The organism is Allobosea caraganae (assembly GCF_003351345.1).
In the GTDB taxonomy this organism is placed as follows: Bacteria; Pseudomonadota; Alphaproteobacteria; order Rhizobiales; family Beijerinckiaceae; genus Allobosea; species Allobosea caraganae.
Genome location: NZ_QQTO01000035.1, coordinates 103,361 through 122,006, shown reverse-complemented (window position 1 = coordinate 122,006; position 18,646 = coordinate 103,361). Strand labels below are relative to the sequence as shown.

At 68.2% G+C, this 18,646-nt stretch carries 15 protein-coding genes; 6 read left to right on the top strand and 9 right to left on the bottom strand.

Features of this window, described 5'->3' with window-relative positions; genetic code table 11:
• Nucleotides 1-115 precede the first annotated feature (115 nt).
• The 4 genes from DWF00_RS24490 to DWF00_RS24475 all read right to left on the bottom strand — a co-directional run bounded on the left by DWF00_RS24490 (nucleotide 116) and on the right by DWF00_RS24475 (nucleotide 6,271).
• Nucleotides 116-2,317: a 3-hydroxyacyl-CoA dehydrogenase NAD-binding domain-containing protein gene (locus tag DWF00_RS24490; RefSeq protein ID WP_114830320.1), complete on the bottom strand. Its 2,202-nt coding sequence runs from the start codon at nucleotides 2,315-2,317 to the stop codon at nucleotides 116-118.
• Between the two features lie 21 nt (nucleotides 2,318-2,338).
• Nucleotides 2,339-3,547 carry an acetyl-CoA C-acetyltransferase gene (locus DWF00_RS24485; protein ID WP_114830321.1) on the bottom strand — a complete coding sequence of 403 codons (1,209 nt, stop codon included), beginning with the start codon at nucleotides 3,545-3,547 and terminating at the stop codon, nucleotides 2,339-2,341.
• Nucleotides 3,548-3,676: 129 nt separating this feature from the next.
• A complete protein-coding gene (locus tag DWF00_RS24480; protein ID WP_114830322.1) occupies nucleotides 3,677-5,473 on the bottom strand; it encodes an acyl-CoA dehydrogenase C-terminal domain-containing protein in 1,797 nt (598 codons plus the stop codon).
• A gap of 324 nt (nucleotides 5,474-5,797) precedes the next feature.
• The gene (locus DWF00_RS24475; protein WP_245974274.1) at nucleotides 5,798-6,271 is read right to left on the bottom strand and encodes a MerR family transcriptional regulator; all 474 of its coding nucleotides are present in this window, start codon (nucleotides 6,269-6,271) and stop codon (nucleotides 5,798-5,800) included.
• A 363-nt stretch (nucleotides 6,272-6,634) separates the two neighbouring features.
• On the opposite strand from DWF00_RS24475, the gene DWF00_RS24470 reads away from it, so the two are divergent.
• The 3 genes from DWF00_RS24470 to DWF00_RS24460 all read left to right on the top strand — a co-directional run bounded on the left by DWF00_RS24470 (nucleotide 6,635) and on the right by DWF00_RS24460 (nucleotide 12,128).
• Nucleotides 6,635-10,234 carry an SEL1-like repeat protein gene (locus tag DWF00_RS24470; protein WP_114830324.1) on the top strand — a complete coding sequence of 1,200 codons (3,600 nt, stop codon included), beginning with the start codon at nucleotides 6,635-6,637 and terminating at the stop codon, nucleotides 10,232-10,234.
• A 194-nt stretch (nucleotides 10,235-10,428) separates the two neighbouring features.
• On the top strand, nucleotides 10,429-11,358 hold the full coding sequence (locus DWF00_RS24465) for a sulfite exporter TauE/SafE family protein (protein WP_114830325.1): 930 nt from the start codon (nucleotides 10,429-10,431) through the stop codon (nucleotides 11,356-11,358).
• On the top strand, nucleotides 11,355-12,128 hold the full coding sequence (locus DWF00_RS24460) for a TIGR02186 family protein (RefSeq protein WP_114830326.1): 774 nt from the start codon (nucleotides 11,355-11,357) through the stop codon (nucleotides 12,126-12,128). Before DWF00_RS24465 ends, DWF00_RS24460 begins: the two co-directional genes overlap by 4 nt.
• Nucleotides 12,129-12,280: 152 nt before the next feature.
• On the opposite strand, the gene DWF00_RS24455 is transcribed toward DWF00_RS24460, so the two are convergent.
• The gene (locus DWF00_RS24455; RefSeq protein ID WP_114830327.1) at nucleotides 12,281-13,537 is read right to left on the bottom strand and encodes a molybdopterin molybdotransferase MoeA; all 1,257 of its coding nucleotides are present in this window, start codon (nucleotides 13,535-13,537) and stop codon (nucleotides 12,281-12,283) included.
• Nucleotides 13,538-13,544: 7 nt separating this feature from the next.
• Nucleotides 13,545-14,075 carry a molybdopterin-guanine dinucleotide biosynthesis protein B gene (mobB, locus tag DWF00_RS24450; protein ID WP_114830328.1) on the bottom strand — a complete coding sequence of 177 codons (531 nt, stop codon included), beginning with the start codon at nucleotides 14,073-14,075 and terminating at the stop codon, nucleotides 13,545-13,547.
• A 380-nt stretch (nucleotides 14,076-14,455) separates the two neighbouring features.
• Between mobB and DWF00_RS24445 the strand changes: the two genes are divergently transcribed.
• Nucleotides 14,456-14,683, top strand: a complete 228-nt coding sequence (locus DWF00_RS24445) for a sulfurtransferase TusA family protein (protein ID WP_114830329.1) — start codon at nucleotides 14,456-14,458, stop codon at nucleotides 14,681-14,683.
• 24 nt (nucleotides 14,684-14,707) lie between these two features.
• Nucleotides 14,708-15,850: an Mrp/NBP35 family ATP-binding protein gene (locus DWF00_RS24440; RefSeq protein ID WP_114830330.1), complete on the top strand. Its 1,143-nt coding sequence runs from the start codon at nucleotides 14,708-14,710 to the stop codon at nucleotides 15,848-15,850.
• 156 nt (nucleotides 15,851-16,006) lie between these two features.
• On the opposite strand, the gene DWF00_RS24435 is transcribed toward DWF00_RS24440, so the two are convergent.
• Complete coding sequence (locus tag DWF00_RS24435; protein ID WP_114830331.1) at nucleotides 16,007-16,633, bottom strand: OmpA family protein; 627 nt, start codon at nucleotides 16,631-16,633, stop codon at nucleotides 16,007-16,009.
• 336 nt (nucleotides 16,634-16,969) lie between these two features.
• Here DWF00_RS24435 and DWF00_RS24430 point away from each other — a divergent pair, with 336 nt between their 5' ends.
• The gene (locus tag DWF00_RS24430; protein ID WP_114830332.1) at nucleotides 16,970-17,371 is read left to right on the top strand and encodes an SRPBCC family protein; all 402 of its coding nucleotides are present in this window, start codon (nucleotides 16,970-16,972) and stop codon (nucleotides 17,369-17,371) included.
• A gap of 22 nt (nucleotides 17,372-17,393) precedes the next feature.
• Here DWF00_RS24430 and mobA read toward each other — a convergent pair whose 3' ends face one another.
• Both mobA and DWF00_RS24420 read right to left on the bottom strand, forming a co-directional pair.
• Nucleotides 17,394-18,014, bottom strand: coding sequence for a molybdenum cofactor guanylyltransferase MobA (mobA, locus tag DWF00_RS24425; RefSeq protein ID WP_114830333.1), 621 nt, complete (start codon nucleotides 18,012-18,014; stop codon nucleotides 17,394-17,396).
• A gap of 11 nt (nucleotides 18,015-18,025) precedes the next feature.
• The gene (locus tag DWF00_RS24420) at nucleotides 18,026-18,535 is read right to left on the bottom strand and encodes a DUF2478 domain-containing protein (RefSeq protein WP_181832730.1); all 510 of its coding nucleotides are present in this window, start codon (nucleotides 18,533-18,535) and stop codon (nucleotides 18,026-18,028) included.
• Nucleotides 18,536-18,646 lie beyond the last annotated feature (111 nt).

Sequence of the window (18,646 nt, the reverse complement as noted above, 5' to 3'; positions counted from 1 at the left end):
CGAGACGGATGAGGGAAGTCTCGTCCTGCAAAACAAGAAAAGGGCCGCTATCGCGACCCTTCCCTCATCCGACCCGGCTTCGCCGGCCCACCTTCTCCCCCAAGGGGAGAAGGATTCACGCCGCCTTCTTTTCCGCCGCGCCGTAGAAGCCCTCACCCGTCTTCGCCATGCGCTTGAGCATGCGGTTGGGCTTGAAGCGCTCGCCGTGCTTCTTGGCCAATGCCTCGCAGAGCTTCACGAACGCGGCTGCGCCCATGTTGTCGATATAGCTCAGCGTGCCGCCCGAATAGGGCGCGAAGCCGAAGCCGATGATCGAGCCGACATCGGCCTCGCGCGGATCGGTGACGACGCCCTCCTCGTAGGTGCGGGCGGCTTCGAGCGCCTGCGTGACCAGGAGGCGGCGCTTCAGCTCCTCCATGTCGACCTGGTCGGGGTCGATGCGGTTCTTCGTCAGCTCGGCCAGGCCGGGCCAGAGCCGCTTCGGACCGGCCTCCGGATAGTCGTAGAAGCCCTTCTTGTTCTTGCGGCCCAGCCGCCCGTGCTTCTCGACCATTTCGTTGAGCAACGTCTCCTGCGCCGGATCGACGGCGCCGTCGCCGAGTTGGACCTTAGTCGCCTTCAGCACCTTGTAGGCGAGGTCGACCGCGACCTCGTCATTGAGCGAGAGCGGGCCGACCGGCATGCCGGCTTGCTTGCCGGCGGCCTCGATCATCGCCGGCGGCACGCCTTCCATCAGCATGAGATGGCCCTCGCGGATGTAGTTGCCGACGCAGCGGTTGGCGTAGAAGCCGCGAGTGTCGTTGACGACGATCGGCGTCTTCCTGATGGCGCGGACGAAGTCGAGCGCCATGGCGAGCGCCTTCTTGCCGGTCTTCTTGGCCATGATGATCTCGACCAGCAGCATCTTCTCGACCGGCGAGAAGAAATGCACGCCGATGAAGTTCTTCGGCCGCTGCGAGTGCTCGGCGAGGCCGGTGATCGGCAGGGTCGAGGTGTTGGAGCCGAAGATCGTCTTGGGGCCGACCACGGCCTCGACCTTGGCGATGACCTCGGCCTTGACCTTGGGGTCCTCGAACACGGCCTCGACGATCAGGTCGCAGGTCTTGAGGTCGGCATAGTCAGCACTAGCCTTGATGCGGCCGAGCAGCGCGTCGCGGTCGGCGGTCTTGGCGCGGCCCTTCATGATCTGGTCGGAGACCAGCTTGTGCGAATAGGCCTTGCCCTTCTCGGCCGCCTCGATGTCGCGGTCGATCAGCACGACTTCGAGGCCGGCATTGGCGGTGACATAGGCGATGCCGGCGCCCATGAAGCCGGCGCCGACCACGCCGACCTTCTTGAGCTTGCTCGGCGGCACGTCGGCCGGGCGCCGGGCGCCCTTGTTGAGGTCCTGCATCGAGACGAAGAGCGAGCGGATCATCGACGCCGCCTCCTTCGAGCGCAGGATCTTCGCGAAATAGCGGCTCTCGATGCGCAGGCCGATATCCATCGGCATCTGCAGGCCTTCATAGACCGCACTCAGGATGGCGCGGGCGGCCGGGTAGTTGTCGTTGGTCTCGCGGCGGTAGATCGCGTTGGCCGGCGGCCAGATCTGCATGCCGGCCGGCGAATAGACCTTGTTCGAGGGCAGCTTGAACTTCGGATCGTCCCAGGGCGCCTTGGCCTGCGGATTGGCCTTGAGCCAATCCTTGGCGTTCTGCACGAGCTGGTCGCGCGGCACGGCGGCGTGGACGAGGCCCATGTTGCGGGCCGGCAGGGCTTTGATCTGCTCGCCCTTGAACATCATCTGCAGCGCGTCGCCGGTCTGCATCAGGCGCGAGACGCGCTGGGTGCCGCCCGCGCCGGGGAAGAGCCCGACCTTGACCTCGGGCAGGCCGACGCGGGTCGAGGCATCGTCGGAGACGACGCGGTACTGGCAGGCGAGCGCGAGCTCGAAGGCGCCGCCGAGGCAGACGCCGTGGATCGCCGCGGCGAACGGCTTCCCGCAGGTCTCGAGCTTGCGGTAGAGCAGCGAGAGCTTGCGGCTCTCGTCGAAGAAGGTCTGCATCGCGACCTCCTCGCCCTTGTCCTTGACGAGGCCGAGATAGAGGTCGCGCAGGCTCTGCAGCATGGTGAGGTCGGCGCCGCCGGAGAAGGCCTCCTTGCCGGAGGTGATGACGCAGCCCTTGATGGCTTCGTCGGAGGCGACCTTGTCGATGATCTGGTCGATCTCGGCCATCAGCTCGGGCGTGATGACGTTCATCGAGCGTCCCGGCATGTCCCAGGTCGCGGTGGCGATGCCGTCGGAATCGGTCTCGAAGCGGAAATTGGTGAGGTTCATTGTTTCTCTCCCCTTCGCCGATCAGACGCGTTCGATGATGGTCGCGACGCCCATGCCGGCGGCGACGCAAAGCGTGACCAGAGCGGTCTGCTTGTTGGTGCGCTCCAGCTCGTCGAGGACGGTGCCCAGGATCATCGCACCGGTGGCGCCGAGCGGATGGCCCATGGCGATGGCGCCGCCGTTGACGTTGAGGACGGCGTCGTCGATGTCGAAGGCCTGCTGGTAGCGCAGCACGACCGAGGAGAAGGCCTCGTTCAGCTCAAACAGGTCGATGTCCTTGGTGGTCATGCCGGCCTTCTTCAGCACCAGCTCGGTGACGTCGACCGGGCCGGTCAGCATCAGCGCGAGGTCGGAGCCGACAGTGGCGAAGGCGCGGATGCGGGCGCGCGGCTTCAGGCCGGCGGCCTTGCCGCCCTTCTTGGAGCCGACCAGCACGGCAGCCGCACCATCGACGATGCCCGACGAGTTGCCGGCATGATGGACGTGGTTGACGAACTCGACATCTGGGTGCGCGGAGGTCGCGACCGCGTCGAAGCCGCCCATCTCGCCCATCTGGACGAAGGAGGCCTTGAGGCCGCCGAGCACCTGCATGTCGGTGTTGGGGCGGATGGTCTCGTCATGGTCGAGGATGATCAGGCCGTTGACGTCCTTGACGGGGATGACCGAGTTCTTGAAGCGCCCCTCCTTCCAGGCCGCGGCGGCGCGCTTGTGCGAGCGCACGGCGAAGGCGTCGACATCGTCGCGCGAGAAGCCGTATTTGGTCGCGATCAGGTCGGCCGAGACGCCCTGCGGCATGAAATAGGTGTCGATGGCCACGGACGGATCGACCGCAATGCCGAAGCCCGAGGCGCCCATGCCGACGCGGCTCATGCTCTCGACGCCGCCGCCGATCGCCATTTCCTTCTGGCCGGACATGACCTGCGCTGCAGCGAGGTTCACCGCGTCGAGGCCCGACGCGCAGAAGCGGTTGATCTGCACGCCCGGCACCTCCTTGCCGTAGCCGGCCTTGAGCGCGGCGGTGCGGGCGATGTCGGCGCCGGCCTCGCCGACCGGGTCGACGCAGCCGAAGACGACGTCCTCGACCAGCTTGGGATCGAGCTTGCTGCGGTCCTTGATGGCGCGCAGGGCCTGCGTGCCGAGCTCGATCGCGGTGACTTCGTGGAGCGAGCCGTCGGCCTTGCCCTTGCCGCGCGGCGTCCGGACGTGATCGTAGATGAAGGCTTCAGCCATTTAAGGCCTCCCATGTCGTCTTTTGTTGCGACGTTACCCGTCATTGCGAGCGAAGCGAAGCAATCCAGACTCGTAGAGCTCTACGGCCCCTGGGTTGCTTCGTCGCTTCGCTCCTCGCAATGACGGCGATCAGAACTGCTCTGCCGTCAGTGCCATCGTGCTGTCGGCGCCGGCGGTGATCCGCGCCAGATGCGCGGCGGTCTCGGGCAGGCTGCGCTCCATGAAGAAGCGGGCGGTGGCGAGCTTGGTGTTCATGCGCTCGGTCGCGCCGTTGGCGCCGGCCTTGAGCTTGTCCTGCGCCACCTTGGCCATCCGGGCCCACATGTAGCCGAGCGAGACCAGGCCGAGCAGGTGCATGAAGTCGTTGGCGCCGGCGCCGGCATTGTCGGGCTTGGCGAGCGCGTTGTTCATGAACCACATCGTCGCCTGCTGGAGATGGCCGAGCGAGGCCTGGAGCGGAGCCAGAAGCGGCTTCAGCGCCTCGTCCTCGCCGTTCTCCTTCAGGAAGCCGCCGACCTCGTTGAAGAAGGCCATGATGGCGCGGCCGCCGTCGCGGCCGAGCTTGCGGCCGATCAGGTCCATCGCCTGCACGCCGTTGGCGCCCTCGTAGATCATGGCGATGCGGGCATCGCGCACGAACTGCTCCATGCCGGATTCGGCGATGTAGCCGTGGCCGCCATACATCTGCTGCGCCTTCACGGCGTTGTCGAAGCCGATATCGGTCAGCACGCCCTTGAGCACAGGCGTCATCAGGCCGAGCTGGTCGTCGGCGGCCTGGCGCTCGGCGGCGTCGCCGGAGCGGTGGGCGATGTCCGACTTGAGCGCGTTCCAGATCACGAAGGCGCGGGCCGCCTCGTTGAAGGCCTTGATCGACATCAGGGTGCGGCGGACGTCCGGGTGGACGATGATCGGATCGGCCGCCTTGGCCGGCTCCTTGGCGCCGGTCAGCGAGCGGCCCTGAAGGCGGTCCTTGGCGTAAGCGACGGCGTTCTGATAGGCGACCTCGGATTGCGACAGGCCCTGGATGGCGACGCCGAGGCGGGCCTCGTTCATCATCACGAACATGGCGTTGAGGCCGCGGTTCTCCTCGCCGATGAGCCAGCCCTTGGCTCCGTCATAGTTCATGACGCAGGTCGAATTGGCGTGGATGCCCATCTTGTGCTCGATCGAGCCGCAGGAGACGTGGTTGTTCGCGCCGATGCTGCCGTCTTCGCCGATGGCGTTGCGCGGCACGACGAAGAGCGAGATGCCCTTGACGCCGGCCGGCGCGCCCTCGATGCGGGCGAGCACGAGGTGGATGATGTTCTCGGTGATGTCCTGCTCGCCGGCCGAGATGAAGATCTTGGTGCCGGTGATGGCGTAGGAGCCGTCGCCGTTCGGCACGGCCTTGGCCTTGATCAGGCCGAGATCAGTGCCGCAATGCGGCTCGGTCAGGTTCATCGTGCCCGACCAGGTGCCCTCGATCATCTTCGGCAGGTAGGCGCGCTTCTGCTCGTCGGAGCCGTGGACGTAGAGCGCCGCGATCGCGCCCATGGTCAGGCCGGGATACATGGCGAAGGCCATGTTGGCGGCCGAGGCGTATTCGTTCATCACGGCGCCGAGCGTGTAGGGCAGGCCCTGGCCGCCATATTCCGGGTCCATGGCGAGGCCGATCCAGCCGCCGCCGGCATAGGCCTCATAGGCCTGCTTGAAGCCCTTCGGCGTCGTCACCGAGCCGTCGGGATTGCGCTTGCAGCCTTCGAGGTCGCCGGAGCGATTGAGGGGTTGGAGCACCTCCTCGCAGAGCCTGGCGCCCTCGCCCAGCACGGCCTCGACCACATCCGGCGTCGCATCGGCGAAGCCCGGCAGGTTGTTGTAGCGCTCGATGTTGAAGACGTCGTTGAGCAGAAACAGGGTGTCTTCGACGGGTGCCTTGTAGACCGGCATTTTATCTCCTCCCTCGCATAAGCGCGAAGCACTCTGCCGGCTCATCGTGGCGGCCGCACTTCAAGATAGTTCATATATAAACTATCGCGCCGGCCTTTGGAAGGGGGCCGGCCGTTTTTGTTGCCGCAGCCTGTCGCAGCGGCGGGGCCAGATCGCCGCGCATCCTGTCGGGCGCAACATGGCGATCTAGCCTTTGTTACCGCATCGGATTTTTCCGAAACCGGATTCCACTTTTCGGTCCGATGCTCTGAAGTCAGGCAGCAAAAAGCCCCGGACGCGGGTCCGGGGCCAGTATGGTTGTCACAGGATGTTACCTGTAGCGACTCAGCTTCTGCCGAGCTTGGAGAGCGTCGCCTCGAGTTCGGCGATCGCGCTTTCGATTTCGCTGTGCTGGCTGCGCAGCAGCTCGAGCTGTTCGGAGATCTGGTTGCGGGTCAGTTGCAATCCGCCGACCGAGGCGGAGGCTTCGCCGTCGGCGCCGTGCTTGCGCTCCTCGTTGGAGAGCATGGCGCGAATCTCCACGAGCGTGAAGCCGAGCTGCTTGCCCTTGAGGATGAGCGCGAGGCGGGCGCGATCACGGCCGGAATAGATGCGCGTCATGCCCGACCGAGCGGGGGAGAGGAGGCCACGCGACTCGTAGAAACGCAACGTGCGTAGGGTCACTCCGAAATCACGAGCGAGATCGCTGATGGTGAATCCGCTAGCCGGCTCGGAAGGGATCGAGGCAGAAGCAGAGGCGAGAGAGCGACCGTCGGGGGAAGAAGCGGTCGCCATAGCGAGGCTGCTGTGGCGTGACATGGCGTTCCTTGATGGTTGAGTGCGGTGGGTCACCGGGGCCTTGAGGCGGGAGGCGCATTTCCGTTGGGAGATCGAGACCCCACGGCACTTCAACGTTAGGGAACTTGACGCTCCGGGGAGGTAAGTTACCGTTACGAAACGGCGGAACTGGGACTGTCCCAGGGTAAATTTGTAGAAAATTAACCGCTCCCTGTCCGATTTTAACCATCTATTTACCGTGACTGCCAAAAGTCGATCCCGCGAAGCGGCGTGATCGTCGGCAGAAACCGAATCTTCACGATCGCCCGATTCGCAATGGGAGGCTGCGGCGAAGGGGCCCGCGCGTCCCGGCTGGAACGGCCCCCGTAGGCGAGCGAGCGAGACATGGCCAATAGCTTGCCCTGGAGCGTCAAGGGCGTCGACCCGCGCACGCGCGATGCTGCGAAGGCCGCGGCGCGCCGGGCCGGCATGACGCTTGGCGAATGGCTCGACCACAAGATCCGCGACGAAGCCGAGGAGGCCGAGCCCATGTCCCAGCCACCGGAACAGCTCGATATCGCCGCCCTTTCCGAGCGCCTCGCCCGGCTCTCGTCGGGGCAAATGGAGACCTCGCAACAGGCCGCCAGCGCCTCGGCAAAGCCGACTGCGCCGGAACTTTCGCGCGACCAGATCGACGCCGCGCTCGCCCAGGCGGCGGCAGCCGAGCGCATCACGCGCGAGTCGAGCGCCAAGACCGCCGGCGCGCTCGATTCGATCGCGCGCTGGATCGAGAAGACCGAGAACAGGCTCGCCAGCGGCGAGCGCGCCATCGCCGAGCGCCAGGAGCGCGCCACCAGCGTCATCGCCGACGCGATCAAGACGATGGGCGAGCGCCTCGTCGAGATCGAGCGCAAGAATGCCGAGGCCCAGAGCGCAGCAGCGCCGGCTCCGGCCACCTCGCGCCCGGCCCTCAGCCGCGACAGCCTCGCCGCCGCCGTTACAGACATCAGGACACGGCAACGTATCCTCGATACCGACGCTGAAACCGTAGCAACGCCCCGCTCCGCCCTGAGCGAGAGCCGGATCGCGGCGCTGCGCCAGGATTTGCAGGCGCTCAGCGCCCGAATCGATCCGGCGAACGAGCCCGCTCCCCGGGAGCCCGCCGCGCATGAGCGCCCCCGCGCGCCATTGGCCCCGCGCGAGAGCTCTACGCGCGGGCTCGAAAGCATGATCGCCGATCTCGGCGCCAAGCTCGACAGGCTGGACCAGCGCGACCGCATCGACCCCATCCTGAAGCCGCTGGCCCGGATCGAATCCGAGGTGGCCCGGCTGTCGCAGGACCGCTCCAACGAAGGCTATGCGCGGTTCGAGCTCGAAGTCGCGCATCTCGCCGCCAAGGTCGATGCGCTCGCCACGCGCGGCGGCGACCGGACGATGCTGGCCCCGGTGCTGCGCGACATCTCCGACATCCGCGAGATGCTCGCGTCGAGCGGCGGCAGCGACAGTCGCCTCGGCGAGCTCTCGCAACAGGTCTCGACGCTGGCGGCCGAGGTCGGCCGACTGCGCGAGACGCAAACAGACGGGCGCGAGCTGCGCAGCCTGTCGCTGGCGATCGAGGACGTGCGCGACGCCATCCTGTCCGATCGCTCGCAGGACCGCTTCGCCGATCCCGCGCCGCTGATGTCGCTGTCGCGACAGGTCGAGGCGCTGGCCGGCAAGGTCGATGCGCTGCCGGCGATGCGGCCGGAGGTGATCAACGCCCAGGCCGAGCAGCTCTTCGCCCGGCTCAGCGAGATCGACGCCTCGGGCCGTCCGGCTTCCGACGAGTTGGCGCGGCGGATCGAATCCCTCGTCATCAAGCTGGAGGACGTCGCCGACCGGGAGCCGACCCAGCTCGCCGACCGGATCGACGCGCTCCAGCATCGTATCGATACGTTGGCCGAGCATGGCCCCACTGCCGTTACCAAGCAGATAGAGGCGCTCGCCGGCCGCATCGAGAGCCTGGCCGCGTCGAGCAACCTGACGCAGCTCGTCAACGAGGGCGGCAGCATCCAGGTGGCGCGGGTCGACCTCAGCCCGGTCGAGGACATGCTGCGCGGCCTGGCCGAGAAGATCGACGAGGCCGGCCGGCCCGGCGCCGAGTCCGATTCCTTCGACGCGCTCGAACAGCAGATCGCCGGCCTCGCCAGCCGCCTCGACGAAGCCGCCGCGACGCGCTCGGCCGAGACCGGCATCGAGCGCACGCTGCAGGACCTCGTGCGCCATCTCCAGACGATGCGCGAGGACACCGCCGCCGCGGCCGAGCGCGCGGCCCGCGCCGCGATGGCCGACATGGCAGGCAAGGCGCCGCAGCCGGGCAACGGCAACTTCGCCGAGCTGAGCAGCCTGCTCTCCGGCCTGCGCGAGACCCATGCCTCCTCGGGCCGCGAGACGCAGGACGCGATCGGCGCCGTGCACCGCACACTCGAGACCATCATCTCCCGCCTCGCCAGCCTGGAGGCCGAGCTCGGCGCCGAGCGCCAGAGCAGCCCCCGCCCCGCCATGCCGGCGCGGCCGGCGGCCCCGCCCGCCCACTCGCCCGCGATGCCGGCTGCAAAGGGCCTCGACCCGCAGGCGAGCATGAGCGCCGTGCTGGAGGACCGCTTCGGCGCCAGGCTGGAGCAGGCTCCGCCCACCGCGCCGGCGGCGCTCGACCTGCCGCTCGAACCCGGCTCCGGGCGTCCGCGCGCGGATGCAGCCACAGCCACGGCCGGCCAGGATGCGCAATCGGTCCGCCAGAACCTGATCGCCGCCGCGCGCCGCTCGGCCAAGGCGGCGACGGAAGCGGCCGCGGCTGCGCCCGCAGCCCCGACTGAGACGACGAAGGGCGGCGCCTCCGGCGGCCGCCTCAAGGAGATCATGGAGAAGCGGCGCCGGCCGATCCTGCTCGGCCTGGCCGCGATCGTGCTCGCCATGGGCACGGCCCATGTCGTCACCGGCGCGCTGCAAGGCGACAAGGCGAAGCCTGCCAATGGCGAGGCGGTCCAAAGCCCCATCGCGTCCTCTGCCCCAACCCAAGCTGCCCCGGCCCAATCCGCTCCTGCCCAAGCCGCTCCGGACGCCCCCGTTCCGGGGAGCCCGGCCAAGCCGGCGAAGGAGCAGAGCTCGATGCTGTCCCCGGCGGAGACCGGGCCTGCCTCCGTGCTCGCCCCCCCCGCCGTCGCGGCCGAGGCCAAGCCCGACATCACCACGGGCTCGACCGGTACGACGCCCGCGACAATCGCCGCGCTGCCGCCCGTCTCGGCGCCGGAGCCGATCCAGAGCGTCACCGGGCTCGGCGACCTGCCGAACACGATCGGCACCGCCGGCCTGCGCAAGGCGGCGCTCGCCGGCGACGCGCGCGCCGTCTACGAGCTCGCGACCAAGGCCGCCGACGGCTCCAGCGCCACGCGCGACCCGAAGCTGGCGCTGCGCCTGTTCGAGCGCGCCGCGGTGGCCGGCCTGACGCCGGCGCAGTTCCGCCTCGCCAACATGTTCGAGAAGGGCATCGGCACGACGCGCGATCTCGCGCTCGCCCGGGTCTGGTACGGACGTGCGGCCGAGCGCGGCAACGCCAAGGCGATGCACAACCTCGCGGTGCTCTACGCCGAGGGCGTCAACGGCAAGCCGGACTATGCGATGGCGACCGAATGGTTCCGCCGCGCCGCCGAGCTCGGCGTGCGCGACAGCCAGTACAACCTCGCGATCCTGCTCGGGCGCGGGCTTGGCGCCCCGGCCGACCTCGGCCAATCCTATCTCTGGTTCGCGGTCTCCGCCGCCCAGGGCGACGAGGATGCCGGCCGCAAGCGCGACGAAGTCGCGGGCCGGCTCGGCGCTGCCGAGCTTGCCGTCGTCAAGGCCGCGGCCGATGCCTGGAAGGCCAAGCCGCTCGACCCCGCCGCCAACGAGGTCGCCGCGCCCGCCAAGGGCTGGGACGATTCGCCGACCGCAGCCCTGAAGAAGCCGGCAAAGCCCGCGCGCAGCTGACGACGGGCGGCCGGATTTTCCGGCCTCCCCGTCATGGTTTCGACGCGTTGCGGCGGCATCAGGGGAGATGGCTTCCGCAGCCATGCCGGCAGCAATCCGTTTTTTCCCCGCGATAGGATTTGCCTAACCGGATCAGTGCATTCTGGCTGAGCCAGCGCCGGGTATCCGAAACCGCGCCGGCGCATGAGGGCGAAGTGCAGATTTATCTTCCGATCGCGGAATTGCCGATCAGCATCCTGATGGTGCTCGGCCTGAGCGGAGCGGTCGGCTTCATTTCCGGTCTCTTCGGCGTCGGCGGCGGCTTCCTGCTGACGCCGCTGCTGATCTTCCTCGACATCCCTCCGGCCGTCGCCGTCGCCACCGTGGCGGCGCAGGTCGCCGGCTCGTCGATGACGGGCGTGCTGACCTATTGGCGCCGCCGCGCGCTCGACTTCAAGCTCGGCAGCGTGCTGGTCAGCGGCGGCATCATTGGCACCATCCTCGGCGTGCTGTTCTTCAACTCGATGCGCCGCCTCGGCCAGCTCGAACTGGTGATCACGCTGTCCTACGTGACGCTGTTCACCTTCATCGGCGGGCTGATGCTCTACGACGCGCTGCGCGCCGCGCTCAGGGTGCGGGCCGGCAAGCCGGTGCGCCGCCGCCGCCGGGCCGGTACCCACCCATGGTGGATGGGTCTGCCGCTGCGGGTGCGCTTCTACCATTCGCAGCTTTATGCCAGCGTGATCCCGATCGCGATCCTGGCCGTGGTGATCGGCTTCATCGGCGCGGTGCTCGGCGTCGGCGGCGGCTTCATCCTGGTGCCGGCGCTGATCTACTTCTTCCGGATCCCGCCCGCCGTCGTGGTCGGCACCTCGCTGTTCCAGATCCTGGTGACGATGACGGGCGCGACGCTGCTGCATGCGGTGACGAACCAGTCGGTCGACATGATCCTCGCGGTGCTGCTGCTGTTGGGCGGCGTCATCGGGGCGCAGTTCGGCGGCCGCGCGGCGCGCAACCTGAACGTCGATTCCTTCCGGCTGCTGCTGGCGCTGCTCATCCTCTCGGTCGGCCTGCGCTTCGCCATCGAGCTCCTGATCCCGCCGAGCGAGCCGTTCTCGGTCGTGCTGCCGGAGAGCGCGCGATGAAGTGGGCACTAGCAAGCTTCGTCATCGGATTGGGCGCGCTGGGTCTTCCGGGCGCGGCGCGGGCCGAGTCCCTGATCGCCTCGGTGTCGAGCCACCAGATCCAGATCTCGTCGAACTATACCGGCGATCAGGTCACGGTCTTCGGGCTGATCGAACGCGATGGCAAGACGACCGGGCGCGGCGACCCCTATGACCTCGTGGTGACGGTGCGCGGGCCGCAGCGCATGCTGCTGGTGCGCCAGAAGGAGCGGCTCGGGCCGATCTGGATCAACCGCACGCAGCGGCGCTTCCCCGACAGCTCGGTCTTCCTGACGGTGGCGAGCAACCGGCCGCTGCGCGAGATCATCAGTCCCGACAGCGCGCGCCGCGACCGCATCGGGCTGATGAACGCGCAGCGCGTCTCGGACGTCATGCCCGAGTCTTATCCAGACATGGACCGCTTCCGCGAGGCGATGGTCCGGCTGCTCGACGACAAGGGCCTCTATTCCGAGGAGGAGCGTGGCGTCACCTTCCTCTCGCCGACATTGTTCAGCGCGCCGATCAACGTGCCGGCCACGGCGCCGACCGGACCCTACGAGGTCGAGGTCTTGCTCTATGCCGGCGGAGTCCAGCTCGCGCGGCAGACCACGAATTTCGAGGTGATCAAGACCGGGATCGAGCAGGGGCTGGCCAGCGGCGCGCATGACCGGCCATTGCTCTACGGGCTCGCCACCGCGACGCTGGCGCTGCTGTTCGGCTGGATGGCGAGCGTGGTGTTCCGGCGCGACTAGAGCCGGGTGACTTCAGATGGGATCGCAAAGCGATCCCATCTGAAGTCTAAATCCGTCTCTCATCTAGAGAATTGGAGCATGATGTCGTCCGAAAGCCGGTTCCCGCTCTTCGCTAACGCGGACCTTCGGTTCGGCATCATGCTCAGAGGCTGTCAGCCGATCAGAAGGTCATAGGCGAGGAAGGGCGCGAGGAAGCCCGCTTCGATCGTCGTCAAATCCTCGGCGAGCTCGACCAGCCCGTCCGTGCGCGTCAGCGAGGTCATGACGCCCGCACCGTCCTGCGGATGCTTGCTCGCGACGAAGACGCCGTCGCCGCCCGGCGTCAGCGAGACGCGGACATATTCGCGACGGCCCTCTTTCTTGCGATAGGGGAAGGCGAGCCTGACCGGCAGCGGCACCGGCGGCTTGTACTCCGTGCCGGACAGCCGCGCGATCACGGCGCGCACCAAGAAGGCGAAGGTGACGAAGACCGCGACCGGATTGCCCGGCAGCCCGATGAAGGGCACGCCCGCGATCACGCCCATCGCGACCGGCCGGCCGGGCTTGATGCCGATGCGCCAGAAGACCAGCGAGCCGGCGCGCTCGACCGCGGCCTTGACGTGGTCCTCCTCGCCGGTCGAGACGCCGCCCGAGGTCAGGACGAGGTCGCAGCTCCTGGCGGCCTCCGCGAGCCTTGCCGCGAGGCTCTCCGGCTCGTCGCGCAGGATGCCGAGATCGACCACCTCGGCGCCGGCCCGCTGGACCATGGCGCGCAAGGCGGCGCGATTGGCGTCGTAGATTCCGGCCGGCGGCAGGGGCTGGCCCGGCTCGGCCAACTCGTCGCCGGTCGAGAAGATCGCAACGCGCGGCCGGCGGTGGACCAGGACGGAGGTTCGGCCGAGCCCGGCGAGCAGCGCCAGGTCCTGCGGACGCAGGCGCCGTCCGGGAGCGAAGGCCATGTCGCCGCGCGCGATGTCCTCCCCGGCGGGGCGGGCATTGGCGCCGCGCCTCAGGCCGGCAGGCAGGCGGACGAAGCCATCCTCGGCAACGACATCTTCCTGCATGAAGACGGTGTCGGCGCCGTCCGGCATCGGCGCGCCGGTGAAGACCCTGACCGCGACGCCCTCAGTCGCCACCCCAGCGGCATCCGAACCCGCAGCGATGCGGCCGGCAAGCCTGAGCCGGCTTTCGCCCGCGGCTGCAAGATCGGCGAAGCGAACCGCGTAGCCGTCGACGGCCGAATTGGCGAAGGGCGGCAGGTCGAGCCCGGCGATGACCTGCTCCGCCAGAACGCGGCCATCGGCCTCGGCGAGTGCGACGGTCTCGCTCTCCGCGACAGGCCGGACCCGCTCGCCGACGAGCGCATTCGCCTGCTCGATGTTCATGAGCGGGCCGCCGAAGGCGAAGGAATCGTCGCTGAGCTGCGCCATGATCGCCTCAAGCCTGCCGTTGCGGGCGCGCCAGGACGGTCGCGAGCGGCTCCGCCCCGGCGAGCACAATCTCTGCGATCGCGGCGATATCGTCGAGTGGAACGAACGGCCTGCCGGCCTCGGGGAAAGCGACATCACTCGCGATCGCGACGATGCTCGGATCGTCCGGGTGCAGCGGCGGCTTGCCGTTGGCGGCGCGGTGGATTTCGATCTTGGCGTGCGGCTCGCGCTTAAAGCCCTCGACGAGGACGAGGTCGACCGGCGAGAGCCGTCGCAGGAGGTCCGTCAGTGAGGCCTCGGGCTCGCCGCGCAGCTCGTGCATCAGGGCCCAGCGCCGCTCGGAGGAGATCAGCACCTCGCGGGCGCCGGCCATGCGATGTTCGTAGGAATCCTTGCCGGGCGTGTCGAGGTCGAAAGCGTGGTGGGCGTGCTTCAGCGTCGAGACCGAGACGCCGCGCCGGTTGAGCTCCGGGATCAGCCGCGTCAGCAGCGTGGTCTTGCCAGCGCCGCTCCATCCCGCAAGGCCGATCACGCGCATTGAAATCGCATTCCCCAAAACAAAACCGAGCGAGATGCCCCGCCGGCTGTCATCCTGCACAACCGCGCGCCGGGTCAAGCTGGCGGATTATGCCCGGTGCGGCGAAACAGATTTTCCGTATGGCCGGATTTGGTGCCGGATGCCGCGTTCACGAGGCGCGAACCCTTCTCCCCTCGGGGGAGAAGGTGGCTCGGCGAAGCCGAGACGGATGAGGGAAGTGTCATGAGCTTCGCGCCTCAACCGCCCACCCCGTCGTTCCTGCCCTCATCCGTCTGCTCCGCAGACACCTTCTCCCCCGAGGGGAGAAGGATTCGCTCGCCCTGTTGCCCCTGCGCAAAAAGCCATCATATGAAGCGCAGCACTCGCGACAGGCGCCGTTCATGACCTCGATTCCGCTCAATCTGCGCGGCCTGAAATGCCCCCTCCCCGCGTTGCGCGTGCGCAAGGCGCTGAGGGGCGCGCAGGCCGGGGCGCTGTTCGTGGTCGAGTGCACCGACCCGATGGCGGCGATCGACATCCCGAACCTGACACGCGAGACCGGCGACGCCATCGAGCACAGCAGCAGCGAGGGCGAGTTGCTGGTCTTCCATATTCGCAAGGCGGCCTGAGGGCCGCGACTGGAGCATCCCGCCGTGGCCGTGACCCAAGCCGACATCCTGCGCGCGCTCGAACTGGTGAAGCTGCCGGCTAGCGGGCAATCGCTCTCGGCCTCGGGCCGCGTCGCCAATGTCCTGATCGACGGCGGCAAGGTGATCTTCGCCATCGGCATCGACCCGACCGAGGCCAACGCGATGGAGCCGGTGCGCAAGGCGGCGGAGAGCGCGGTCGGCGGCCTTCCCGGCGTGACGCAGGTTCTGGTCGGCCTCACCGCCGACAAGGCGCCGTCGCGGGGCGCGCCCTCCCCGGCCGCGCAGGCGCGCCAGCAGGCCCATGCCGGCCATTCGCACGGCCCCGGCGGCGCTCCGCCGAAGCCGGCCGGCATTCCCGGCGTGAAGCAGATCATCGCGGTGGCCAGCGGCAAGGGCGGCGTCGGCAAGTCGACCACCACGGCCAATCTCGCCGTGGCGCTGGCGACGCTTGGCCTCAAGGTCGGCGTGCTCGATGCCGATATCTACGGCCCGTCGGTGCCAAAAATCTTCGGCATCACCGGCAAGCCGAAGCTGATCCAGGGCCGCACGCTGGCGCCGATGGAGGCCTATGGCCTCAAGATCATGTCGATCGGCTTCCTGATCGACGAGGAGACTCCGATGATCTGGCGCGGGCCGATGGTGATCTCCGCCATCACCCAGATGCTGCGCGAGGTTGCCTGGGGCGAACTCGACGTGCTCGTCGTCGACATGCCGCCCGGCACCGGCGACGCCCAGCTCACCATGGCGCAGCAGACGCCGCTCGCCGGCGCCGTCATCGTCTCGACGCCGCAGGACCTGGCGCTGCTCGATGCGCGGCGCGGCGTCGCCATGTTCAAGAAGGTCGAGGTTCCCATCCTCGGCATCGTCGAGAACATGAGCTATTTCATCTGCCCGGAATGCGGCCACCGCTCCGACATCTTCGCCCATGGCGGCGCCAGGCACGAGGCCGACAGGCTCGGCGTGCCTTTCCTCGGCGAGGTGCCGCTGGCGATGCCGATCCGCGAGACCTCGGATAGCGGCAGGCCGATCGTGGCGAGCGACCCCGAGAGCAGCCACGCCAAGGCCTATCTGATGATCGCGCGGCAGGTGCAGGCAAGCCTGAGCGGCAGCAAGCTCCGCGCCGCGCCGCGCATCGTCATCGAATGAAGTTCTCTCCGTAAACACGCCGTCATCCCGGACGGAGCGCAGCGGAGCTCCGGGATCCATCGTAGGGCTGCGGAGCTTTACGATGGATCCCGGAGCTGCGCCGCAAACGCGGCTTGTCCGGGATGACGGCGCATTTCCGTGCGACCCTGGTCCCGATCAATCGGCGCGGGTGATCAGGATCTCGACGCGCCGGTTCTTGGCGCGGCCTTCGGCCGTCGCATTGTCGCCGATCGGCTCGTTCGAGCCACGGCCCTCGGTGGTGACGCGGCTGCCATCGGTCATGGCGCCCTGCAGCAGGCCGGCGACGGCTTTGGCGCGGGCGACCGAGAGCGCGTCATTGTCCTTGAAGGCGCCGCCGCCGGCCAGCGCCTGATTGTCGGTATGGCCGACGATGCGGACCGGCCCCTTTTCCTTCTCGACGATCTCGGCGATGCGCCGGCCGACCGGGACGAAGCCCGAGAGGACATTGGCCTGGCCGGAATCGAAGGTGATGAGGTTGCCGACGCGAATGGCGATCCAGCCGCCGAACGGATCGACCGTGATGCTGCCGGCGGAGATCTCGGGCGCGAGCGCCGACCTGATTCGCTCGAGCTGGCCGATCTTCGGCGGCGGGGCCGGTGTCTCGATGCGCACGGCCGGCGCCGGCAAGGGCTTTGGCGGCGCCTCGAACAGCGAGAAGATCCAGGGCAGCAGGAAGGCGAGCGCGACCAGCCCGGCGACCAGTACCGCGCTGTAGAGCACGATCTGCAGGACCTTCGATCTGACCTGGGTATCGTCGAACATCCCGCCCCGCTTCCCTACCGACAGCTCGTCCTACTCACCGGCGCTTAGACGACAACCGAATGACAGAGAGGTGCGCGCCTTCCCTTCTCCTCCTGCGGGAGAAGGGAAGGCGCGAAGCGCTGACGGATGAGGGGTCGCGCAACGATAACAATGTCAGCGGATGGCAGACTCAGTCATCGGAGAGGACAGCGCGACCCCTCATCCGCCCCTGCGGGGCACCTTCTCCCGCAGGGGGAGAAGGAAAGAGCGCGCTCCGATGGGCCAGCCTCACTTCCCGCCACTTGCTTATGTTCACTTTATGTTCTAACTCTGCCATCGTAGCCGGAGACTTGTGCCATGACCGTCCAGACAGCGCGCCATCTCGGCATCGCGATCGAGCGGCCGATCGAGGAGGTCTATGGCTTCCTGGCCGAGCCGCGCAATTTCCCGAAATGGGCTGAAGGCCTCGGCCACAGCTTCAAGCATGTCGAGGGCATGACCTGGCTGGCGGAGACGCCGATGGGGCCGATGCGCATCCTGTTCAGCGAGCCCAACCCCTATGGCGTGCTCGACCATGCCGTCATCCCCGAAACGGGGGCGGCGATGCACAACCCGATGCGCGCCGTCGCCAATGGCAGCGGCAGCGAGGTGGTGTTCACGCTCTACAAGCGGCCGGAGATGAGCGATGACGCGTTCGCCGGCGATGCCGACTGGGTGATGAGCGACCTCAGGCGGCTCAAGGCCCTGCTGGAGGGCTGAGACGCCGGCCCCAGGAGCGGATTCAATCCCGCAGAAGACCGTGGAGCCGTTCGGCCTCGGCGAGGTCGTCAGGCCGATTGGCGTTGAAGAAGGGATCGACCGGCTCTATCGGCCACTCGACCTCGGCCGCGCCGTGGCGGGCGGTCCAGCGGTCGATCTTGCGCTCGCCTTCGACAGTCAATGCGAGGCGCAGGTCCTCTCGCAGCGCGACCGGCCAGAGGCCAATGACCGGATGCGTCCAGCCGCCCGAGGCGGCGCAGGCGAGCGGCACGCCAGCGGCCTGCCGCGCCCCATGCAGCCGCGCGACGAGATCGCGCGGGATGAAGGGCGTGTCGGCGGCGATGCTGGCCATCCAGGCGAGATCGGAGCGGTTCGCCGCCAGCCAGTCGAGCCCCGCCAGGATGCCGGCAAGCGGCCCGGCGAAATCCGGCACGCTATCGGCGACCACAGGCAGGCCGTATTCGGCGAAGCGGGCGGGATCGCCATTGGCGTTGAGCAGGAGCCCGTGGCATTGCGGCCGAAGCCGCTCGACGACATGGGCAAGGATGCTGCGCCCGGCGATGAGCCGCAACGGCTTGTCGCCACCGCCCATCCGCCGCGCGAGGCCGCCGGCAAGGAGCAGGCCGAGGGTGGGCGGGGTCATGCCGGGGGCGATCAGGCCGCGACGCCAAGCCGAGCCGCGGCCCAGCCCTCGATGGCCGCCTCGTCCGGCGACAGGAGCACCCAATCGTCGCCCGCGAACTCGCGCCAGGCCGGGACGAAGTCCTCGCGCACGGCCGTCAGCACCGGCAGGCCGGCCATAGCGGCGGCGGCGATCTCCTGGCGCAGGCCCTGCCCGAGCATTTCCTGGCGGCCGAACTTGTTGACGATGACGAGGTCGAGCTCTCCCGCCAGGGCTTCCGCAATCGCGCCGCCCGCCGCAGCCAGACCGCTGGCATCGAGCCGGCAACCTTCCGAACTGGCACCGCGATCCTCGCTGATCGGGAAATGGCGGCCGCTGGCGAGCTCCTCCAGCGACATCGAGAGGCAGCCCTCGCCGCAATCCTCGCTGTTGCGCTGGATCACGCCGGCGAGCCGCAGGCCGCGCCGCTTCATGGCGCTGGCCAGCCCAGCCATGAAATCATCGATCGGAAAGCCGGATGGATAGACGATGGCTGCAAGCATCGCCATTCCTCCCACGAAAGCGCAGTTTCGGCCAGCGCGCTTTCGTGACGCACGCAGTTTTGATCGCAGGCTGCCGGACGAGTTGCCGGCATAGTGTTGCGCCGCACCTAC